The following is a 21,634-nucleotide window of genomic DNA, read 5'->3' on the forward strand; positions in this document are numbered from 1 at the left end:
GTTTATCAGCTGTCAGATTCGAACCAGCTCTTGTCCAGCTGGCTTCAATACGGCACCATGCATCCGGCTGGCGTCCAGCAAATCGTCAAGACCGGAAAGTCCCACCTCCAGCACCTTCGTTTGCGGTGCGTCTTCGAACCGAAGCCATCTATCCCCAGCGGCAAGCAGCTTCATTGCCGGCAAATGTTCGGCGGCAACTCCCATTCGCACCCATCCGATGCCGGTGGCACCATTGGGATGCCGGATCATCTCCGGCCGTTGGGGCGGATCGTAGACCGACACAATAAAAGGAAGGCCAAGCGGTTCCGTCGTGAACAGACTGTACTTCACCTTGGTGCGGTCCGGACGCGTCCGGTTCCCATGAATCACCCGCGAAGTCGCAAGACCCGCCTCCCGCAACGATTGCCGGATGGCAGCCAACTGTTCCACACGTCCTACATTCTGCGGCTGCCCCTGTACGGCTGCCCGCTCATCCGGCTCCAGCGCCACATCACACCAGCCTTCCTTCGCTTTCGCCCAGTAGGTCCAGCGCCTGCCGGCAGCGCGTCCGAACAGCAGGCCAAGCGGCGGTATGAGAAACGTCAACGATTTGGGAACCTGAAACAATTCGATAAACGGCCCTTCCTCAAACCAGATCAAGGCATTGAGCGCCCGTTCCGGCGCACTGCCCCACTGGACGCTGAAGCCCAGCGCTTCATAATTCCGCACGACTTCAGCAATATCATTTACTCTGCACAAAATGTGGCTGCACTTCAGCATCGGTTCCCTTCCTCACTATAAATAGTTTTTGCCCCAGCGGCGCAAGCGCATGCCGCCCGCCAGGCAGCGATGTCACATGGAGGACTTGCGCTTTGCGGAACACCTCCAGCCACTGTTCAACAGACATGAAGGTCGTATCCGAATTTTTCCGGTCATCCTCCGGCCTTGTCATCATAAAAGCTTGTGAAATCAACATTTCCGTGTACTCCCGGGTAGGTTCGGTAATCAGCATCCAGCCGCCTGGAGCAAGGCAGCCCGTCAGTTCACGGACAACGGCGTCTGTATCGCGGGCATTGTTGAGCATGCCGGCGGCGATGACAACATCGGCGCCGGCAGCGGCCAGCCCTTGCGCGGTCAGGCTTTGGTCGATATCGGCAAGCTGATATTTCATCCACGGGCAATGCTTGTACCGCTCCCGGGCACCGGAGATGAAAAACCACGATATGTCGGTAAAGGTGTATTCGACCCGCAAGCCTTCGGCCACAGCAGGTTGGAGCACACGCACAACCTCGTCGGTCGTTGCGCCGGTGCCTGCGCCCAGCTCCAAAATCCGCAGCACAGACGCGGCGGCTGAACCGGCTGTAGCGCCCGCCTGCTTCCGCCTTTGCTCGGACAAGCCCAGCACCGCTCCCGCCACCGCCTTGTTCAGGTAGCGTGCCATGGCCGTATCGCGATAAAGGACTCCGGCAAGCTCCATCCGGCCTTCCGGGAACAGCAGGTGCGCCGCCTGCTGCTCATCCCGCAGCAGCTCGGGCAGCCGCTGCGCGTTGGCGATAAAATAATCTGTTATGCTGCGGGGGCCAAGCTTATTTTCCCACGCGGCTCCGGCCGCCTCCCAGCATGCATCAACCCGGGCCATTTCCGCCTTTTCGACACTGGCGTAGCTGTCTCCTCGCCGTTCCAAATACCCCCGGCTTGCCAACAGCCGTAACCAGCGCCCGACAAGATAGCGGTGGCGCGGCGCCGCTTGGACAGCGGTGCAAATATCTTCGTCCCGCCTAAACCCGCCTTCTGCCGGCAGCCCCCCAAGTGATTGCAGCGTATGCAGCATCGACAGCAGCGCTGCACGGTCCAACCGATCTACGCAATCGCTGACCTGCTGCGCGGTCAAATGGCGGATTTCCGCCTCTGCGTCTGCCGTGTACTCCAATATCCCGCTTACCGAAGCTTCGTCCTTAGACAAATCAGCCGATATTCCGGACTGGAGGGACGCCGCCCCTGCCGCTCCCGCACTGCCAGCCGCGCACTGCAGCGCCGCTTCTTTTAGTTTGCTCACAGGAAACGGCCGATGATCGTGCTGCGGCCGCAGTACCGGGTAGCCGAGCACCTGGGTCAGCTCCTGCCATTGACGGGCGCACAGCAATTCCAGTTGCGCCCTCGTATCCGAAGTATCCGCCCCAAGCCATTTGTCCCTTACCGCCAGCAAGTCCTGCCCGATCGCTTCAGCCCATTGTTTCAACAGAATATCGCTGTAGCAGTCCAAATCCGGCGTACCAAGTACCTCGGCGCTGCGTTCCGTCATGCGGGCCTCCGCCAGCAGCTCAGCCGGCAAATCGGGCACATCAGGCACATGAAGACGGGGGTGCCACAGAACGGGACCGTGGGTGTCCACCAGCGACAGCCGGCCACCGTTCGTGCCGATGGTTATACTGTGCAGCAAATGCAAGTGATTGTCCGAATCATCAGGGTCTACCTCGTTATGCGCCCGCAGTGTAATCGGAACGCCGCCGAGCAGACCGCTCACCAGTTGAAATGGCCCTTCGTCCTTGACAACGTGATTGATTTTCCAAGGACGGATCGAAGGCAATGCCTCCATCAACATATGCACCAGCGGGTAAGAAACCTGTGTTGCACAAGCAGCGTCAATATACAGCGGTTCTTGCAGGGCTAACAGCGCCCGGGCGCAAACTGCGAAGCGGCGCACTGCCGGCAGATGCGCGTATAAATCGCCGATCGCGTAATGCACGTTGCATTGCCGGGCTTTTTTCATACAGGCAGCCATATCCTTGTGATGTACCGGATGCTCTTGCAGGACGGAAATGCCTCTCTCCAGCAGCGCAAGCGCAAGCTCGCTGCCGCCCCCACCCATGACGCCGGAACGCAATACAACGCAGGCCAGATCAATTCCGCCGGGAAGCTGCGCGGCGTCGGTGTATAACGGTACACCGAAACGCGCCGCGCATTGCCGCGATCGCTCACTGCCCTTCGCCAGCAGGCCGACCAGTTCAAACTGCTCCGGCAGCGCTTTTACGGCTTCCAGATAAAACTGTCCGAACCGCGAGCCGCACACCAGTGTTCTGATTTTTCCTTTATGGCCGTTGCTGTTCATGCCTGCCTCCTTCCGGTTCGAATATAGAACAGGTAAACACCGCATTTTGCAGACGAAGCGCCTCGATCATTCTGCCCGGATTCACCCCTTGCGAGGCAAAAAAGCAGCCTGGCTCTGCGCCGCCGTCCTCCAGCACCAGTTGAGCGGTACTGGCCGCAACAATGCCGGAGAGCCGGTTCCAGTCACCGCTATACAGCAGTTGACTGGAAAGCTCCAGCTTTCGGCCGTCCTTCGTGCCCTTAGCCAGCAACTGATACTGCGCATAACTTCGGCCGGAACTTCCGCTTGCAGCATAATGCTCCGACAACATCCGGGCAGAGGTCATTTTTTGCTCTTCCGTCTTATACTGCTGCAGCGCTTTGATGGTCATGAACTTAGCTAGCATGGCCCGGTCCGGGTACGTATTGTAAAACCAGGCGGAACGCAGCCTATTGCGGCGGGCCATCTCCAGAAACTCAAGGTTCAGCACGGGATAGGCGTCGCGCTTGCCTGCGGGTAAGGGAAACGTGTACGTCTGCCGGAACGGCCCGCTGATTTTACTCGCCTCTCCATTTAGACAATAGGCCATCCCCATCCCGGTCCCCTCCTCAATGCTGCATACGATGTCATAAGCTGCACTGACTGAAAAATCACCGGCCCCCGCAAAAAACAGCTCCAACTGTTCCACTTCATTAAAATAGGTCTGCGAGACATACGCCGGCAGCACTTCTGACAGGCCGGGATAGATGCCGGCCGATACGATAAAGCTCAGCCGCTTGGCCTCCAGCTCCGGCAGATGCTCCATTAGCTGCCGGTAAAGCCGCTCATCCCCAGCGGCATCCACATAATGCGCCTTTTGCCGCAGTGCCGCAAGCGCCACTCGGTCTTGTATTCGCTTGGCCGGCCCTGCGCAATTGATAACGACATCACACTCGCCGCAGAAAGCCAGCAGCGCTTCATCGTCAAAGATATCCACCTTTATCAAATGGGCAGATTTCGCCAGTTCTCCGTACTGCCCGCGAAGCTTGTCCGTGTCTCTTCCGCCCAGCACCAGCCGGCAACCGGAGGCACCTAGCAGCAGTTCCGCCGCCCCCTGTCCTACTTTGCCGGAGGCCCCAAGCAAGCCGATTGTTCCGGTCATTGTCAATACCCCCTTCGCTTTAAATAAAGCCCTCTTCATACTCGTCCTCGCCGTCCTCCGCATTATGCTGCACTTCAAGCAGACCGGCGAGACTGCCGATTGTTGGCGCTTCAAACCATTGCTGCAGCGTCACCTCAATGGCAAAGCGCTCCTTCAGTATGTTGACGCATTGGATGGCACGCAGGGAATCGCCGCCCTGTTCGAAAAAACTGTCGGCCAGACCGGGCTTTCGGCAGCCAAGTACTTCTTCCCACACAGTGGCAATTTGTTGTTGCAATTCCGTTGCGGGCGCAGCGCCCGGGTGTACCTCCGGCCGTTCCGCCGCTTGGGCAAGGGCAGCTAGTGCCTTGCGGTCCACTTTGCCGTTTGCGGACAATGGCAGCTCATCCAGCAGCACATAAGCTGTTGGAACCATATAGTCCGGCAGCTGCCGCCGGAGTACTTCCGCCAGCCGCCCCGGCTCGAAGTACGCCGCCGTCCCGGGCGCCTGTGCCACAAACAGCTGCTGGCCGAATACCGCTGCGGCGCGAAGGACTTCAGGACAGCCGCCAATGATGTTAAAGCCAGCCGCCCTCAGCAGCTCCTGCCACCGCTCTCCCGCCAGCAGCGGAAGCTTGCTCTCCTTCCGCTCATCCGCAAAGCGGCTGAAGCCATCCTCGAAAAAGCCGGCCGTCGTCAGCAGCAGGCGGCTGCCCCTTGTAGCTTCTGTAAATAAAAGGAGGCCTCCGGGCGCCAGCAGTTGCCGCAAATACTCCAGCGTCACTTCTATATTTCTGGCGCGGTGCAGTGTATTGTCCGCAACGATGACATCGTACACATGCGGCCTGTAGCCTTGAGCCAGCGGCTTTTCGTTCATATCGAACCGTCCGTACTCCAGCGCGGCGGCATGCGTATGTTCTTCCCTTGCCCGTTCCGTGAAAAAGTCGGATTCATCCGCATAGCGGTAATGTCCGCGCCCCGCAGACAACAACGGTGCCAGGCCATCGGCAAAGCCACCCGATCGCGTTCCGATCTCCAGCACATGCAGCGGTCTGTCCAGCGGATGTGCCAGTACGATTGCGCGCATTAGCGCCTGTGACAAATCATTGTAGAACGGCCCGGCGATGTTAAACGGGCGAAGCGCATCCGGCGTCAGAAAAGCATCCTTCGCCAAAAACAGCTGCAGCGGTTCAATGCTGCCTTGCAGCAGCCCGGCAATGATTGCCTGTGATTGACGGAAAAGTTCTTGCAGCTGCCGGATTTTTTGACGCAGCTCGGGGGCGCTCTTCAGCACAGCGCTGAATTGTCCATCCCGCTGCTGCCCCATAAGCGGCTGAAGCGATGTATAGGCGGCGTTCGCCTCTTGCCGAAGCCAGCCCTCTTCCGCCAGCGCCTCCAGCCAGTGAGCCAAAAGCGTCTCATAGCGTGGTTGTACCTGCATCAGTTGCATCAGCTCATGCTGCGAATGGTGCTCCCCTTCGCGTTTGTACAGGCCGAAGGCGGTAAGAGCTGCGCGAATCGCGTACATGCCGGCATTGTCCAGCTCCTGCAAAAACGCGGCTGTCGCCTCTGCATCAACGGCTGCCATCAGCTTCATTGATTGCAGCTGTTCTGCCGCCGCAAGCTCCTGCCGGCAATACCGCGCCGCATCGGCATCGGCGAACTTCACTTCGAACAGATCTGATCGCTCGTCGTCTTGCGGAACGACAAAACCAATCAACTGCTTCTCGCCTTCTGCTTCACCGGTGACAAGGACGACTGCCTCCTTCACTCCTGCCATCTGTTTCATCGTTGCTTCGATTTCGCCAAGTTCGATGCGGTGTCCGCGGATTTTAACCTGGAAATCCTCACGCCCCAGAAATTCAAGGCCGCCGTCAGGCATATAACGGCCGTTGTCACCCGTATGATACAACCGCTCTCCGGTCCGGGGGTGGCGGATAAACCGCTCGTTCGTCTTCTCCTCGTCCCGCCAATAACCTTGGGCAAGTCCGATTCCGCCAATGAACAACCCGCCCGGCACCCACACGGGACAATCCTCCAGCAGCTCATTCAGCACGTAGTAGCGCTGATTCGCCATCGGATAACCGTAGGGAATGCTTTTCCAGTCGGGATCAACAGTTTCAACGGTAAACAGATTTGACCATATCGAAGCCTCAGTCGCCCCGCCGAGTCCGACCACCTTCGCGCCGGAACAGTGCTCCCGAATGCGGTCCGGCAGATCCAGCGGAATCCAGTCGCCGCTAAGCAGCACAAGCCGAAGCGCTTTCGGCAGCGTCTGCCCGGAAGTTCGGGCAGACGGCGCCCCGGCCGACCGTCCGCCAACATGCTCCAGCAGCATTTGCATAAAGGCTGGAACCGTATTCCACAGTGTCACCTGCGCCCGCTCCATCCAGGAAAGCCAGCAAGCCGGATCTCTTGTGCTGTCCGGTTCGGGAATGACGACAGTACCTCCCGCCGCAAGCGTTCCGAACAGGTCGTACACCGAAAGATCGAAGTTCAAATTGGATAATGCCAGCACACGGTCCTCCGGCCCCACTTCAAATCGCCGATTGATATCAAGCACCGTATTGACCGCTCCGCGATGGTCGATCATGACCCCTTTCGGCTTGCCCGTCGATCCTGACGTGTAAATGACGTAAGCCAGATGCTCCGGCTTGGCCGCAGATTCCGGTATAGCGTATTCCCCGTGTTCCTGCCCGCCGGGCATAATTTCGTCAACAACCAACCGCTCTACATCCTCTGGCCAGGCGAGCCGTCCATCGATTTGGGATTGCGTCAGCACAACGGCCACCCGGCCGTCCGCAAGCAGTTCCTGAAGCCGTGACTGAGGATGGGACAGATCAAGCGGCAAATACGCGGCCCCTGCCTTCAAAATGCCGAGCGCCGCCACCGCCTGCTCCCAGCCCTTCTCCATGACAATCGCCACAAGCGTATCCGGCAGAACGTTCCTACTGCGCAGCAGTACCGCCACCTCATTAGACAGATGGTTCAACTCGCCGTAGGTAAGCGTACGCTTCGCGCTAATAATCGCCTGTTGTCCGGGACGCAATGCAGCCTGTCGTGTGAACAGCCGGTCAAGTGTATCGGGCGATACGGACATTTCCGTCGCATTCGCTTTACGTCTTGGCCCAAGGCGCGGGACCTCAATGAGGCTGGGCCTAACCGCCTGCCATGTCCCCTCGTCTGCTGCCAATTTATGAAGCAACTGGCGATAGGCTCCAAACATATCCTCCAGCAGCCCCTCAGGAAAAAGCCCTTCCACTGCGTCCCAGATAAGCAGCAGTTGACCATCCTGCTCAACAACCTGATGATCGAGCCATACTTGGGGAGTCTGGGTAATGTTGTACACCAACTTGCCCAGCCATTTTTCGCCGGAGCCGTCCTCATTCCAGTCATCAACGCCAAGGGCGCTTGTGAAGACGATCGGCATGCTGCCGCCCGCATGGCTGCCGCTGCGCTTCGCCAACTCGCGCTGAACCTGAACCCCGCCTACGAGCGGATGGTCCAAATCTGCCCACAACTGCTGCTGGATGTTCCGTGCCCGGTCCATAAACGTGCGGCCGGACGCCTGATTGACGGCAAGCAGCGTAAGCGAGGTGAAATCGCCTACGATGTTGCCAACCTGCGGATGAAGCGGAAGCCGGTTGAACTGGGTTAAATTGATCGTGAAGGCCGGGTGTCTGCTCCATGCCGCAAGCGCCTCGGCATAAGCCGCCAGCAGCAAACCGGACGGCGACAAGCCCGCCTCTGCCGCCCGCTTGCGGAGCCGGACCCAGGTCTCGCCGTCCAGCCGGGCGTCAAGGCGGCAAAACCGCTGCTGCACGATAGACTCCGGACTCTGAGCCAACTGCAGTTCGGGAGCGGGCGGCAAAGCATCCAGACGGCCCAGCCAGTATTGCATATCCCTCTCATACTGCTTGCTGCTTTTGAGCTGTTCCAGCGCCAGCACATAATCGCGAAAGGTCAGCTCAAGCTCCGGCAAAAGCGCTGCGGGATTTCGATACAATCTCCCCCATTCGCTCAGCAGGTGAAACATGCTCCAACCGTCAAACAGCAAATTGTCAAAGCTGATATGCAGCCGCAACCGGTTGCCGGGCAGCAGCGAAGCTCGCACTTCGTACAGCGGCCAGCGGTCGGCGGCGAGCACCTGATGCGACATTTCCTCGCGGACGGCCATAAGCCGGGCTTTGGCTGCTTCCGGACTCAGTTCACGCCAATCGGCAGCTTGAATCCGGTAGGCGGGCGGCTCCTGCAATATTTGCTGCTGCTGCCCATCTGACAGCACAACCGCACGCATCATGCCATGCTGCTGGATCAGGCGCTGCCATGCCTGTTCAATTCGCCTGATATCAAGGTCATGGCCTTCGATTTCAAAATAGCAATGTGTTGAAACATTCCCCAGCGCATATACGCCTTCCCGCCCCAGCCAATAGGCCTGTTGAATGTCGGTCAGCGGGAACGGACGCTGTTCCTGCCCTGCGGAAGGCACAATCTGCGGCAGTTCGGCAGCACCAGCAGCACGCTGCCCTCCCTTATGAAGCAGCGTCTCAGTACACTCAGCAAGCCCGGCAATCGTCGGGGCTTCAAACAGGCTACCAAGCGGCACCTGGACCTTCAGCCGCTCGCGCACTTCAGCAATCAGCTTCGTCGCCAGCAGCGAATCACCGCCAAGCGTAAAGAAATTTTCATTGATTCCAATTTCCTCCTTTCTGAGAATACCGCACCAAATGTCGCCAAGTTTGCGCTCTACCGGCGTGCGCGGCAGCCCGTCGGCTTCCTTCGGCTTCATAGCCTGACACTCTGCAGGAGCGGGCAGCGCCTGCCGGTTCACCTTGCCGTTCGAAGTCAGCGGCAGCCGATCCAGCGGGATCAGTGCTGCTGGAACCATATACTCCGGCAGCCTGCTGCTCAAATAACCTGCCAGCAGTTCCGGATTAAAACGCCGGATACAGGACGGAGCCTGCGCGGCAATAACATGCATGCCGTAAACACTTTCCGGCTCCTCCGGCCCGGGAAACGACGCAGCCGCCGTATATTGATTCTCCAGCAGCAGCTCCCGCCACTTCTCCGCTCCGTGCAGAGGCTGTTGCGCAGTCAGCCGCTCATCAGTAAAGCGCGTAAAGCCATCCTCCAAAAAGGCGGTCGTGATTTGCTGCAGACGGCTGTTTTGGGTCATCTCAAGCGCCAGCAGCAGCCCGCCGGGGGCCAGCAGCAAACGGACATTGGCAAGAGCAGATTCGATATTGCGGGCACGGTGCAATGAATCCGTGGCAAGAACAATGTCATAGCTGTGCGCCATATAACCCTGTTCCAAGGGGGAGCGCTCGATATCGAGCAGCCCGTATTGGAGGCCGACGCCACGGCTTTCGAGCTTATTTTCCGCTGTCTGGAGAAAATAAGCGGAGGGATCAGTCATTGTATACGCGGTCTCATTTCCGTTCCACCGCTCAAGGCATGAGAGTATGGTATGCGTGAAGCTGCCGCTTCGCGCTCCGAGTTCGATAATGCGCAGCGGGCCTTGTCCGGCACGCTGCCGCAAAACGGCCTCGACCAGCTTCTGTGCAAGATCAAGGCGCATATCCGCGCCGGGCATCAGCCGCATCAGCCGATCCGGCGACAAGCCGTTATCCTCGGCAAAAAACAGCGTCAGCGGATCGGCATTCCCCTGCAGCAGTTCGGCGCTGCTGCGGCTGACCTCTAGTAAATACGGCAAAATTTTACCTACCGGATTGTCTGCGGCATGCAATTCGCTTTCGTTTTCCGGGAACTCCCTGCGCTTTGCTTGATCCGGCTTGCCCGGCTTCTGAGCCAGGTGCGGCCATTCCAGTTCTGTTGCTGTCGCCAGTTCTTGTTCTGTTGCGAGTTTACTTGACGCCGCTATTTCTGTTGATGTTGACAGTTCTGTAAATGCCGACAGTTCTGCCGATAGCCCGGCAACTGATGTCAGTTCATTCGCTTCCATCGGCTCTGCCGCTACCGCAACGGGCTGTACAAGCGCAATTTCGCCCGACTCCAGCCGGCTCAGGCAGCCGCTCGCCTCCAGTTCAATAAGCCAGCGCTCCATCATGGCGTGGTATCTCGGCACAATCCGGCCTTTCTGCAAGAGCGTCTCCAGCGTACACACCTCGTCAGGCCGAATGAAAACACCCGTCCTTTGCAGCGCCAACAGCATGTGCTGCGCGCTCAACCGCTCCATTTGCTCCCGGAAAAGCAGGAAATCACCCGCGGGAACCCCTGGCGCAGCGCTCCGATGAGCCCGCCCTTGGACCGCCTCCGTTGCATCGGCCCACAACGCTTCCGCCTGTTCGGCATCTACAGCTTGACTCTCCATCAGGACGGACTCGCCCTCCGTCTCCGGCACGATATAGCCGGTCAGGCGTTTTGTTCCCTGCTGCTCCGTTACCGTTACGACGGCGTCGCGTACACCGGGATGCTCCTTCAGCGCTGTTTCGATTTCGCCAAGCTCAATGCGGTGGCCGCGGATTTTGACCTGAAAATCCTTGCGGCCCAAAAATTCAATAATATGCTCCGGCCAGTACCGTCCCAAATCGCCTGTCCGAAACCAACGTGAGCCGTTCCATATGACAAAACGCTCTGCAGTCAGCTCCGGGTCGCCCCGATAACCAAGCGCAACACCGGCGCCGCCGATCCATAACTCGCCGGCCACCCATTCTGGACAATCTCTTCCCTTCCTGTCCACGATGCGGTAGAACTGCTTGGAGAGCGCATGCCCGTACGGAATGGACGTCCAATGCTTGGGCAGCGGCAAATCCACCCCGAAATAATTGGACCATATCGACGCTTCCGTCGCTCCTCCCATTGCGACAAGCCTGCTGTTCCCGGCAGATTGCCGCAGCCGCGGGGGCAAATCCAGACCGATCCAATCACCGGACAAGAGCGCAAGGCGCAGCAACGGAAGCGGTTGCCCCGCGCTATCCGCTGCTACAAGCAGCATGTCCAGCAGCACCGGCACCGAGTTCCAAATCGTTACTTCATGGCGCAGGCACTGCTCCAGCCAATAGTCTGCATCACGGTTTTTTTCCTCCGGCACAAGCACAAGCGTGCCGCCGGCACCGAGCAAACCGAATATATCGTAAACAGAAAGGTCAAAATCAAGTGCGGATACAGCCAGCATTTTATCGGACGGGCCCACGCTGTAGCGGCGATTAATGTCCGCAAGCGTATTCCATGCACCGGCATGGCTGATTTCAACCCCCTTGGGTTCTCCTGTGGAGCCCGAGGTGAAAATAATGTATGCGGGCTGCTGCACATCAGCCTCAAACGGCTCCACAAGCGGAGCGGTGGCTGCGGCATCTGCTATATCGAGCACGCCGCCCACGCCTTCCCAGCCCGATGCGGAATGTTCGGCCTGCGAGCTGGCAAGAATGAAGCGGACACCCGACTTCCGATGAATCGCTTTCCGCCTGGCGGGCGGCTGCTGAATGCCGATCGGCACGTAGCTGGCTCCGGCCGCCAAAATGCCAAGCACCGCCGCGATTTGATCGGCTCCGCGCGGCAGCGTAACGGCAACCGCATCCCCTTCCTGCACCCCCTGCTCAAGCAAAAAGGCCGCAATCCTCAAGGCATGCCCAGACAGCTCGCCATATGACCTCATCGCTCCTGAGCCGCTGTCGATCAGCGCCGGGTGCTCCGGCTGCGCAGCAGCCGCCCGGAAAAAGGGCGTATGCACGCAGTTCACCGGCCCGGCAAAACAATCTGAACTATCCACCGTCTCCGTGATACCTGCTTTGTCTGCCTGTTCCGTCTCCCATACCTCATCAACTGAAGCGCACCAATCATTAGAGAGGTCAGAGAGCCAGTCCATCAGACGGGTAAGCGCAGTAAACATGTCGTCAATCAGCCCCTCGGGGAACAATTCGTCGACCGCATCCCATGCGAGCAGCAAACCGCCGTCCATTTCATAGATTTGAAAATCAAGCCACACCTGGGGGGTCTGCGAAATCATATAGGCCAGCTCGCCAAGCGTATTCCGGCACTCCCCGCCGAGCAGCGGCGTTCCCAAATTACAAGCGAACACTACTGGAGCAAAATCCCGCTCTCCCGGGCGGTGATGCGCCAAATCCCTCTGCAGCTGAACGCCGGAATAGGCGGCATGCGCCACATCTTCATGGAAGCGGGCCTGAATATCCATCACGCGCTGAACAAAAGACTGCGGTGCTTCACAATCGACGGCAAGCAGCAGCAAATTGGTAAAATCGGCCACCGCCTCCTCAATTCCCGGCTCATCGCTTTGCCGGTCAAAGAGCGGAATATTGATGAGAAACCGGGAGTGGGTACTCCAGCGGTCCAGCACTTCCGCGTAGGCAGTCAGCAGCACCATGGCCGGCGTTACTCCGTTTGCTGCCGCCCGTTGTTGCAGCAATTTCCATTTGTCCGCCTCCACCATTAACGTGCGTCTTGCAAAAACAGGCTGTTTTACTGCCTCCGGCCTCACTTTTAACGGCAGGCCCGGCGCTGCCGGCAGCGTCGAAATCCGCTGCTGCCAATACGCCGCCGCTCTTTCCTTCTCTGCAGCGCGGCACTCTGCCTCCCGCTTGAGATAGGCGGCAAAGCTCCAGTGCTCCGGTGCAGCCGGTTCACTTCCCCGCGCATACGCTGCGGCCAAATCACGCAGCAAAATATGCAGGCTCTGCACATCCGCCGCGAGCAGATCGACATCCATATGGATGCGGGTATAGCCTTCCGGCAGCAAGCTCAGCGACAGCCCAGACATCTGTCCCTTCTCCACATCAAGCAGGCGGTGCGACAACCGTTTCCGTATGGCTGACAGTTCCCGTTCCAGCTCCTCCGCCGGGCATGACTGCAAATCATACACTTCCAGCGCATCTGCATAAGGCTGGTCCATCAGTTCCTGCCGCCCGTCCGGCAAATACCTCGTGCGAAGACTGCCGTGATGCATCTGAACTTGCTGCCAGGCCCGCTGCAGCCTCCCGGCAGCCACGCCACTGCCGTTCAGTTCCAGATACGCGTGGCAGCCCACGCCGCCGAGCGGCTGATCGTCGCGGCGGCCGATCCAGTACGCGTGCTGCACATCGGTCAGCAAAAATGGCTCATTTGACGGAAGCCGGGCTGTCGTCTCCTGGCACAACGATTCGCTTTGCTCTGCAGCGGCCGTTCGCATGTCCCTCCCCAACAGCTTCCACCAGTCGCAAAGCCGGGGAGAAGCTATCAGTTCGGCGAAAGTAACAGAACTGCCCAAACGCCGCCAACTGCTGACCATTCGCATCATTTGTAATGAATCCAGACCCAGTTCGATCAGATTTTGTTCATCGTCGAAATCGGAGAATGCCGGTAGTAGACTTTGAATCTGCCGGCGTACCTCCTCATAACGCAAGGAAGCATTGACTGCCTTAGCGGCAGCCGGTTGCAGCTTCTCATTCATGATGTCATTTCCCCCTTTCTTTGCAGAAAAAGTAAATTTATTGACGTGCGTCTTCCTCGCGATCGTCTGAAGCAGCTATCAGCTGCGCCGAGAAGCTGCTCAACTTCTCCCTCGTCTCCTCCAGTTCCCGGGACGGTGAAGACATACTCACAATACCTGCACCAGCCTGGAGCCAAGCTGCACCATTTTGCTGAAAAATCGTCCGCAGCACCAGAGCCGCATCAAGGGCGCCGCTGCTGTCGACCGTCATGACCGAACCGCTGTAGAGGTTCCGGGGCTGCCCTTCGATTTTGCCTATGGCTTCGATTGATTCCCGCTTCGGAATGCCGGATGCGGTCACCGCCGGAAACAGCGCTTGCAGCGCGTGCCATGCCCCGCATTCCTGCTTCAGCTTGCCTCTCAGGCGTGAAGCCAGATGCTGCACCGTCCCCCGGTTGGCCACGGACATAAAGTCATTGACGACGATCGTGTCACTCTCGCATACCTGCTGCAGCTCCTCAAATGCCAGTTTGACGGATACTGCATGCTCGGCAATCTCTTTCGGATCGTTCAGCAGTTCGGCTTTCAGCCTGCCTTCCTCACTGCTGCTTGCCCCGGCAGAGCGCGTACCGGCCAATGGAAACGTACTAGCCCATCCATGGGCATCCACCTCGACGATAGTTTCCGGGCTGAACCCGGCTGCCTGCAAGCCTTCCAGATTCAGCAAATACGATCTCGCCGGACAATTGACCCGCCGCCCTGCCACGTAGCTCGCAACCATGTCAAGCTCCCGGTCGAGTGGAATTTTCCGGGACAAAATTACCTTCCGGTAGCGGTGCTGCCGAATATCCCCCACCGCCTGCCCCACCCGGTTCATGTAAGCTTCGGCATCGTAAACGCCGACTTCAGGAAATACCGCTCTGGCTTGCTCCAGCCTGCCCGAAAGCCGCTGTGCCGAATCGCCGACCAGCAACCGCTTCACCAGCCGCTTCAGCGTCTCCAGCCGTTCCGGGGTAAGCGCCCGGAGCAAAATTTCACCTTCCCGGAAACGCACCTCGGCTTCGGGTATAAACAGCTTCAACAGGCAGGGGTTCTCATCAAGTATAGGCAGCTGCTGATAATGGCGGGCCAGCCCGAAGTTCGCAATGCCGTAAGCCCGCCAGTCGGCAAGCCTCACCTGGGACAAAGCCTGCTGCACTCCTCCGCTCAAGTCAATATTCGGCCATTTCCGTGTATGGGGACCGGATTGCAGAACAATATATTCACTGTCCACAGTCAACAAGACATGAATTCCCAGTCCGAGCGACAGCTCGGCTCCGTTTTCATAAAGTACATAGTTGTCAAACAGGCCAAAATCGATAAGCTGCGCTGCCGCAAAATGGACGTCTCCGGCAAAGACCAGCTTCCATTCCAAATAACATGTCTCGGCACACCATGCTGCCACGCTTTCCAGCGCACCGCTGTGCGCTGCGGCGCTCTCTACTGCCGCACTCTCCGGCACGCCGTTTTGCGCTGCCGTCTGACCGGCCGCAGCGACGCCAGAGCACCTTCCCTCCTCCGCGGCAAAATGAGATTCGGCGGCTATGAGCTTCAATTTTGTTTTGTCGATTTTTCCGACGCTTGTCAGCGGCCAATAGGAAACGCATAACAACTGGTCCGGCATTTTATACCGGGACACGCCTTTTTCACGGAGGAAACGGTGCAATTCAACCAGACCGGGCTCCTCCGCTACGGCAATAATGCATACACAGCTTCGTTCACCCAGCCGTTCGTCAGGCAGGCCGATCAGAACAGCATCCTTGACACCCGGATGCTCGCTCAAATAGGCTTCTATTTCGACCGGATCGATTTTTTCGCCCGCGCGGTTAATCTGCTCCTTCATCCGTCCGCCAAGCTGTATATCACCTTCCGGCGTCAGTCTTGCGCGGTCACCGGAGCAGTAATAGCCGTCTGCTGTAAAGGATTTTCGGTTTTGCTCAGGCGCCTTGTAGTAGCCGGCAATTGTATACGGGCCCCGTACCATCAGTTCACCGAACTGCCCCGGGGCAGCGTCACGGCCGCACTCGTCGACGATTTTAATTTCGTCTTGCTCCGACAAAGGCTTGCCCTGGCAACTCATAATCATTTCATCGGCGTCATCCAGAGAGGTGCAGCAAATCAGCCCTTCCGCCATACCGAAAACCTGCTGCAGCTTGCAGCCGAACTCCGGCATAATCCGCCGCACAAGTGCCTCCTCCAGCATTGCGCCGCCGACTTGGAGCACCTCCAGGCTGGAGAGGTCGCTCGACCTGTCCCATTCCAACTCCTCAAGCCACAGCTTTACCAAGGCCGGCACAAGCGCAGTTATAGTGACGCGCTCGCGGGCAATCAGCGGAAATGCCTCGTCACAGCTTGTCGTCGCACACATGACCACCTTGCCACCGGCGGCAAGGGTCCCGAGCATGCCGGGACAGCATAACGGGAAATTGTGGGCGATCGGCAGCACAGCCAAGTACACACTCTGCTCCTTAAGCCCGGCACGCCTTGCCGCAGCCTCAGCGTTGAAAGCATAGTCCGCATGCGTGCGCGGAATAAGCTTCGGCGTGCCGGTTGTCCCGCCGGACAGCAGCAGCAGTGCAGTATCCGCAGGCGCAGGCCCATTCAGCGGCACTGGCGGTTTGCCTGCATCGGCAAGGCAAATACCAGCCGCATTTTCCCCGTCAATGATCAGATTTTTGACACAAGGATGGCAATTCAATAGCCGCCGGGCCATTTTTGTATACTCAAATCCCATAAAGGTATCCGGAATAATGTAAGCAACCGGCTGAGCAAGGCGAAAAATCCCGTCCAACTCAGCTTCCCTGTGGGCGGGCAAGGCAAGTACGGGCAGCGCTCCGATTCGGAACAAGGCAAAGCAGGCAGCCGCAAAAGCTGCACAATTAGGGAGCTGCACAACTACGTTGTCCCCTCTCTCGATGCCCAAATGAACAAAACCAGCCGCCAGTTCATCCGCCCGGCGATCCAACTCTCTGTAGGAGATTCTCTTGCCTCCCTCTACGATTGCGGTGTTGTCGCCATACCGGTCGGCCCATTCTCTCAAATGCTGTCCCAGCGTCAATTGCCGGTGAATACCGATCCGCTCATCTCGATCGAGGTTACTGTCATGCCCCATTTTGCTATTCAGCATATCAACCCTCCTCGTTATTCAACCTGTTCTTAGTGCACTGCGATACCTTCATCCGCCAAATACTTCTCCCGCTTACGGAGCGCAGTGAACGCTTTCTTGACCAGAACAACCGTCCACAGCACAATTAGCGCATCGATTGCAAGAGAACCGTAATATACGCCGGCCACGCCCATTACCCGAGGCAAAAGCAGCATCACCGGCACATAAAAGACAAGCTGTCTCGCCATGCCGATCAGGGCGGCGGGCTTCCCCCGGTCAATCGACGGGAAAAACGTCATCGCCATAAAAATCGCAGACAGCAGCGGTAGAATCGCCATATACAGCCGGAAATAGAGCAGCTGATCCGCCGCAAACGGCTGATTTGGCATCATTAAGCCCATGACAAATTGCGGTACAGCCATTGACACGATCCAGAAAGGCAGCGTCAGCAGTAGGGAGGCAATGGTAAAGATTTTATAGGCTCCGATCACCCGCTCTTGCTGCCCGGCTCCATAGTTGATGCCAATGACAGGCTGCAGGGCCCGCATGAGGCCAAAAATCGGTGTCAGCAAAAAAGTGAAGACACGATAAACAACGCCGTAAAAAGCGATATCCTGTACGGTACCGTAGCGGGCCAGCGCGTTGAAGACGACGATTCCCTGCACAAGGCTCATGACGACCATAATCAGGGAAGACAGGCCGAGGCCCAAAATTGATTTAATAATGGTGGTATCCCAATAAAAGGCGGAAGCTCTTGTCTTAAACGAAGAGAACCCCCGGCCGAAATAAAGCCAGCCCAGCAGAGCATAGACGAACATCCCTCCATTTGTAGCCCAAGCCGCACCTTCAATACCCAGATCCAGCAGGACGACCAGTACGTAATTAAAAAGCACATCGGCAGCAAGCCCGATACCCATCACCAGCGCGGCGGCTTTCATTTTGCCTTCGGCTCTGACAATCATGTTCGTAGCCAACCCGTAAATCCAGAACAAGGCGCCAAGGACAGTAATGCTGAAATAACGTTCACCCAGCAGCAGCGCCTCTCCTTCTCCTCCCATTAATTGAATCAGCCTGCCAGAAAACAGCAGTCCGCCAATCATGTACACAGCGGTAAAAACAAGCGAAAGGCTGTTCACATGACCCAACAGTCTTTCCTGCTTCGCTTGGTCCTTGCTGCCGATGGCAATGCTTAGCACGGCTCCTGCCCCTACGCCGATCAGCGAGCCGATGCCGGTGCTGATCTGAGTGAGCGGATAGGCGACCGATACGCCGGCAAGTGCCGTCTCCCCGATATAGCGGCCAACGAATACAGCAGCGATGACCGCATTAAGCCCGTACAGCACCATCGCAATTATTGCCGGCCAGGACAGGCGCACCATCACCTTCCACAAATCTCCGTTTAGAATAAATTGCTGCTCCACTCTCTCGACATTGCTCCCCTTACTCACAGTCTCGCCTCCTTTACGGCGGCTATTTTCCAGCCGCTGGTTCTACTTTGAATCTCCCAAAGCTTGGCGTAAAGGCCGCAGGTCTGAAGCAGTTCCTCATGCCGCCCTTGACTGACCACCCTACCTTTGTCCAGCACGATAATGTTGTCCGAACGGACAACCGTCTTCAGCCGATGGGCAATCATGACGACAGTGCGGCCCTTGACCAGACGGCCGATAGCCCGCTGCATGTCGGCTTCATTCTCCGGATCGAGTGAGGAGGTCGCCTCATCGAGCAAAATAACCGGCGCATTCTTTAAAATTGCCCGGGCAATGGAGATACGCTGCTTCTCGCCGCCCGACAATGTAGAGCCCCCCTCTCCTACGATCGTGTCGTAACCGAGCGGCAGCTTCATAATGAAATTGTGACAGCAGGCTTCCCGCGCCGCGGCTTCGATTTCCTCCTGTGAGGCGTCCTCCCGGCCATAGCGGATATTGTTGCGAATCGTATCCTGAAACAGGTAGACATCCTGAAACACCATGGAAATCTTTTTCATCAGCTGCTCAGGCTCCACTTTACTGTGGTCCATGCCGCCAAACTCTACCCTGCCGCTTTGCGGATCGTAAAAACGTGCAATTAGACGCAGCATCGTGCTTTTCCCGCTACCAGACGGGCCGACGATCGCAGTCAGCGTTCCCTCCCGCATTTCTGCCGACACATCCTGCAGGACAGGTTGCCGGCCATAGCCGAAGGTGACATGCTCAAAACGGATATGATGGCCCGCTCCCGTCTCCTGTCCTCCGCCCATAACGGGTTGCTCCAGCAGGCTTACAATCCGCTCTCCCGCCATGGCATCGTATTTGAAGGCCGGCAGACGCATAATCGCAACCGACAGCGGATCAAAAACACGGGTGCCGACAAGCAAAAACATCGCGAAGGGCGGCACTGTCATATCTCCACCTACAATGTGATACACTCCGACCATTGTGATGAGCGACAGGCCGGTCTCCAGAAAGGCGATCGCAACGAGGAAAAATGGCCCCAGTGCACCTTCCAGCTTTATGCTCTCCCGCATATAGTGGTGGAACGCCCGCTCCAGCCTTTTGAAATTGACGCCGCGCAAATTGTACGCTTTAATCACCTTCATACCGAGCAAATATTCATGCAGACGATTCGACTGCATGATCCGCGCATCGGAATGGCTTTGCCCCAGCTTGCGCTCCAGGCGGGCCACGCCCCATAAGATGAGCAGCGTGACGGGAAAGCCCGCCAGCATCGCGGCCGTCAAGCGCCAGTCGATAAACACCAGTCCGACAAACGCCATCAGCGGAATGACGATGCCGCTAACGAGCTGCGGAAGCACATGAGTCGCCGCATTTTCGGTCTGGGTAAAATCGTTCATCATCGTATGGCCGAGCTCACCGGAGTCCTTCTTGAGCAGAAAGCCAAGCGGCAGCTTGCGGATATGCTCGGCCAGCTCAGTTCGGCCGTCTGCCGATGCCTCATAGGCCCCGCGAAAGACTGCCCGGTATGCTTGCCGTTCAGCGGCAAACACAAGTCCCAGGAGCAACAGCATCCCTCCCCAGGCAAGCCATAGCCCCTGCATAGGTAGTGCGGTGTTCCCGTCCGCAAAGCTCTCGTAGATCATTCTGACCGCCAGCGTCATGCAGCCGAAGGGAAACAGATTGGCCAGGTTGGCGAGTACGGTCCAGATAATCGGCTTGAGCATTTTCCCCGGATTGCCTGCCGTAATGGCATGCAGCCGCTTCATCATCGCGCCCGTACCTCCTCTCTATGCTGTGGTTGATCGATTTCCCAGCCAACAGCCATGGTATAGGCATCCCACATGTTGCGATACAGGCCTCCGCGGCCAAGCAGTTCAGCATGCGTACCGGTATCGCTGATTTCGCCGTCCTTCAACACGATAATCCGGTTCGCCTCACAAATGGTCATCAAACGATGGGCGATGATGAGTACCGTCTTCCCGGCAATGAGCTGCTGAAGAGCAAGCTGCATCTGATATTCATTTTCCGGGTCGGCATAAGCCGTCGCTTCGTCCAGTACAAGAATAGGCGCATTTTTCAAAATCGCCCGCGCCACCGACACCCGCTGCTCCTCCCCGCCGGACAGATACACCCCGCCTTCGCCGATCAGCGTATCATACCCTTGTGGCAGATCCTCGATAAAGCTGTGACACTGGGCCGCCCGTGCCGCAGCCTTCACCTCCTCCGCCGTCGCCGACGGACACCCGACCAGAATGTTGTTGTACAGCGTATCCGAGAACAGGAAGGTATCCTGAAACACGAACGACATCTTGTCCATCAATTTCTCCGTTGGGATAGACCGCACATCCACCCCGCCGAGAGAGATGCTACCCTGCTGGACATCCCAGAAACGCGGGATGAGCTGGGCCACGGTCGATTTACCGGAGCCGGACGGACCGACAAGAGCTGTGATTTCTCCCTGATGGGCCGTAAAGCTAAGCCCTCTCAGCACATTCACTCCGCCTCCACCACCATACGAAAAAGTAACGTCACGAAACTGCACATCATAGGAAGCCGGAGTCTGCGGCGCATCCGGCTCAGCCACAGCCTGTTCCGCCAAAATACCGTCAATGCGTCTGACCCCTTCGGCAATGACGTTCATCGTCGAAGCCATATTGTTCAGCTTGAAAATCGGGGTGGAAATCCCCGGCGCCATCACAAGAAACAGCATCAGCGTGGCTGCAAATGCAACGCTGTCCGGCTGCCCATCAATAAGAAACAAGCCGACCGGCAATATAAAGGTGGCCAGCGACAGCACGATGACCTTGAACGAGACGTAGCCGTTTTGAAACTGGTCGGTATACTCAAGACTGAAATCACGGTAGCGAACGATATCCTCATGAAACTTCTGGAAGGAGCGCACCGTCTGCCCGAAAATTTTGATCGACGGCATCCCCTTCACATACTGGATCGAGGAAGCATTGATATTTTCCAGCGCGTCAAAATACTCCTTGAGCCCCCGTTTCGCATTCTCTCCCGCCATCATGGAATATTGCGCCGCAAAGCCGATGATCATCGGGATCGTACAGGCCAGAGCGAACCAGACGTTCAGGGAAAACATGACGATGATCATCGCCGCAATCATTACGGCGGTGCTGATCAGATCAGGCAGCTGATGGGCGATGAACAGTTCGATTTTTTCGACATCCTGCTCGATGTTTTTTTTGATTTTGCCGCTTGCATTTTTGTTGAAATAGCCAAGCGGGAGGCGGCCGATATGCTCGGACAGCTTCACCCGGATGCCATATAAAATGCGGAAGGCGGCGATGTGCGACAGCATGCCGCCGACATACATAAAGAAGTAGCCGAGCAGCATGCCGCTTCCTCCGTAAATCGCCCAGCGTATCATAAACGGCCCGTTTACGGCCGAAATGTCCGCCGCATGGCGCAGCAGCTCGCTCATCACCATGTAGACCGATACGTACGGCACCAGCATCATCATGACGCT

Annotated in this window: 8 protein-coding genes; all 8 read right to left on the reverse strand. The window is 57.5% G+C overall.

Annotated features, from left to right (window positions below):
* Nucleotides 1-12: 12 nt before the first annotated feature.
* From NYE29_RS01890 to NYE29_RS01925, 8 genes are read right to left on the reverse strand one after another with little or no spacing between them, the layout of a single operon-like run.
* Entirely contained in the window at nt 13-759 is a 747-nt protein-coding gene (locus NYE29_RS01890; protein ID WP_340894083.1) for a VOC family protein, read from the reverse strand.
* Complete coding sequence (locus NYE29_RS01895) at nt 722-3,088, reverse strand: bifunctional Gfo/Idh/MocA family oxidoreductase/class I SAM-dependent methyltransferase (protein ID WP_340894084.1); 2,367 nt, start codon at nt 3,086-3,088, stop codon at nt 722-724. The genes NYE29_RS01890 and NYE29_RS01895 overlap by 38 nt, the downstream gene beginning before the upstream one ends.
* Nucleotides 3,069-4,208: a saccharopine dehydrogenase family protein gene (locus tag NYE29_RS01900; protein WP_340894085.1), complete on the reverse strand. Its 1,140-nt coding sequence runs from the start codon at nt 4,206-4,208 to the stop codon at nt 3,069-3,071. The genes NYE29_RS01895 and NYE29_RS01900 overlap by 20 nt, the downstream gene beginning before the upstream one ends.
* Nucleotides 4,209-4,227: 19 nt before the next feature.
* The gene (locus tag NYE29_RS01905) at nt 4,228-13,590 is read right to left on the reverse strand and encodes an amino acid adenylation domain-containing protein (protein WP_340894086.1); all 9,363 of its coding nucleotides are present in this window, start codon (nt 13,588-13,590) and stop codon (nt 4,228-4,230) included.
* A gap of 37 nt (nt 13,591-13,627) precedes the next feature.
* Nucleotides 13,628-16,735 carry a salicylate synthase gene (locus NYE29_RS01910; protein ID WP_445322148.1) on the reverse strand — a complete coding sequence of 1,036 codons (3,108 nt, stop codon included), beginning with the start codon at nt 16,733-16,735 and terminating at the stop codon, nt 13,628-13,630.
* A gap of 29 nt (nt 16,736-16,764) precedes the next feature.
* Nucleotides 16,765-18,162 (reverse strand): MATE family efflux transporter, encoded by a 1,398-nt coding sequence (locus NYE29_RS01915; RefSeq protein ID WP_340894087.1) that lies wholly within the window; start codon nt 18,160-18,162, stop codon nt 16,765-16,767.
* Entirely contained in the window at nt 18,159-19,916 is a 1,758-nt protein-coding gene (locus NYE29_RS01920) for an ABC transporter ATP-binding protein (RefSeq protein ID WP_340894088.1), read from the reverse strand. The genes NYE29_RS01915 and NYE29_RS01920 overlap by 4 nt, the downstream gene beginning before the upstream one ends.
* Nucleotides 19,913-21,622: an ABC transporter ATP-binding protein gene (locus NYE29_RS01925; protein WP_445322195.1), complete on the reverse strand. Its 1,710-nt coding sequence runs from the start codon at nt 21,620-21,622 to the stop codon at nt 19,913-19,915. Before NYE29_RS01925 ends, NYE29_RS01920 begins: the two co-directional genes overlap by 4 nt.
* Nucleotides 21,623-21,634 lie beyond the last annotated feature (12 nt).

The organism is Paenibacillus sp. FSL M7-1046 (assembly GCF_038007405.1).
Lineage (GTDB): Bacteria > Bacillota > Bacilli > Paenibacillales > Paenibacillaceae > Paenibacillus_AQ.

What these genes read in the sequence shown, in the direction of transcription:
- NYE29_RS01890 (WP_340894083.1), bottom strand. Translation starts at nt 759, where the DNA reads ATGCTGAAGTGCAGCCACATTTTGTGCAGAGTAAATGATATTGCTGAA.
- NYE29_RS01895 (WP_340894084.1), bottom strand. Translation starts at nt 3,088, where the DNA reads ATGAACAGCAACGGCCATAAAGGAAAAATCAGAACACTGGTGTGCGGC.
- NYE29_RS01900 (WP_340894085.1), bottom strand. Translation starts at nt 4,208, where the DNA reads ATGACCGGAACAATCGGCTTGCTTGGGGCCTCCGGCAAAGTAGGACAG.
- NYE29_RS01905 (WP_340894086.1), bottom strand. Translation starts at nt 13,590, where the DNA reads ATGAATGAGAAGCTGCAACCGGCTGCCGCTAAGGCAGTCAATGCTTCC.
- NYE29_RS01910 (WP_445322148.1), bottom strand. Translation starts at nt 16,735, where the DNA reads ATGCTGAATAGCAAAATGGGGCATGACAGTAACCTCGATCGAGATGAG.
- NYE29_RS01920 (WP_340894088.1), bottom strand. Translation starts at nt 19,916, where the DNA reads ATGATGAAGCGGCTGCATGCCATTACGGCAGGCAATCCGGGGAAAATG.
- NYE29_RS01925 (WP_445322195.1), bottom strand. Translation starts at nt 21,622, where the DNA reads ATGCTGGTGCCGTACGTATCGGTCTACATGGTGATGAGCGAGCTGCTG.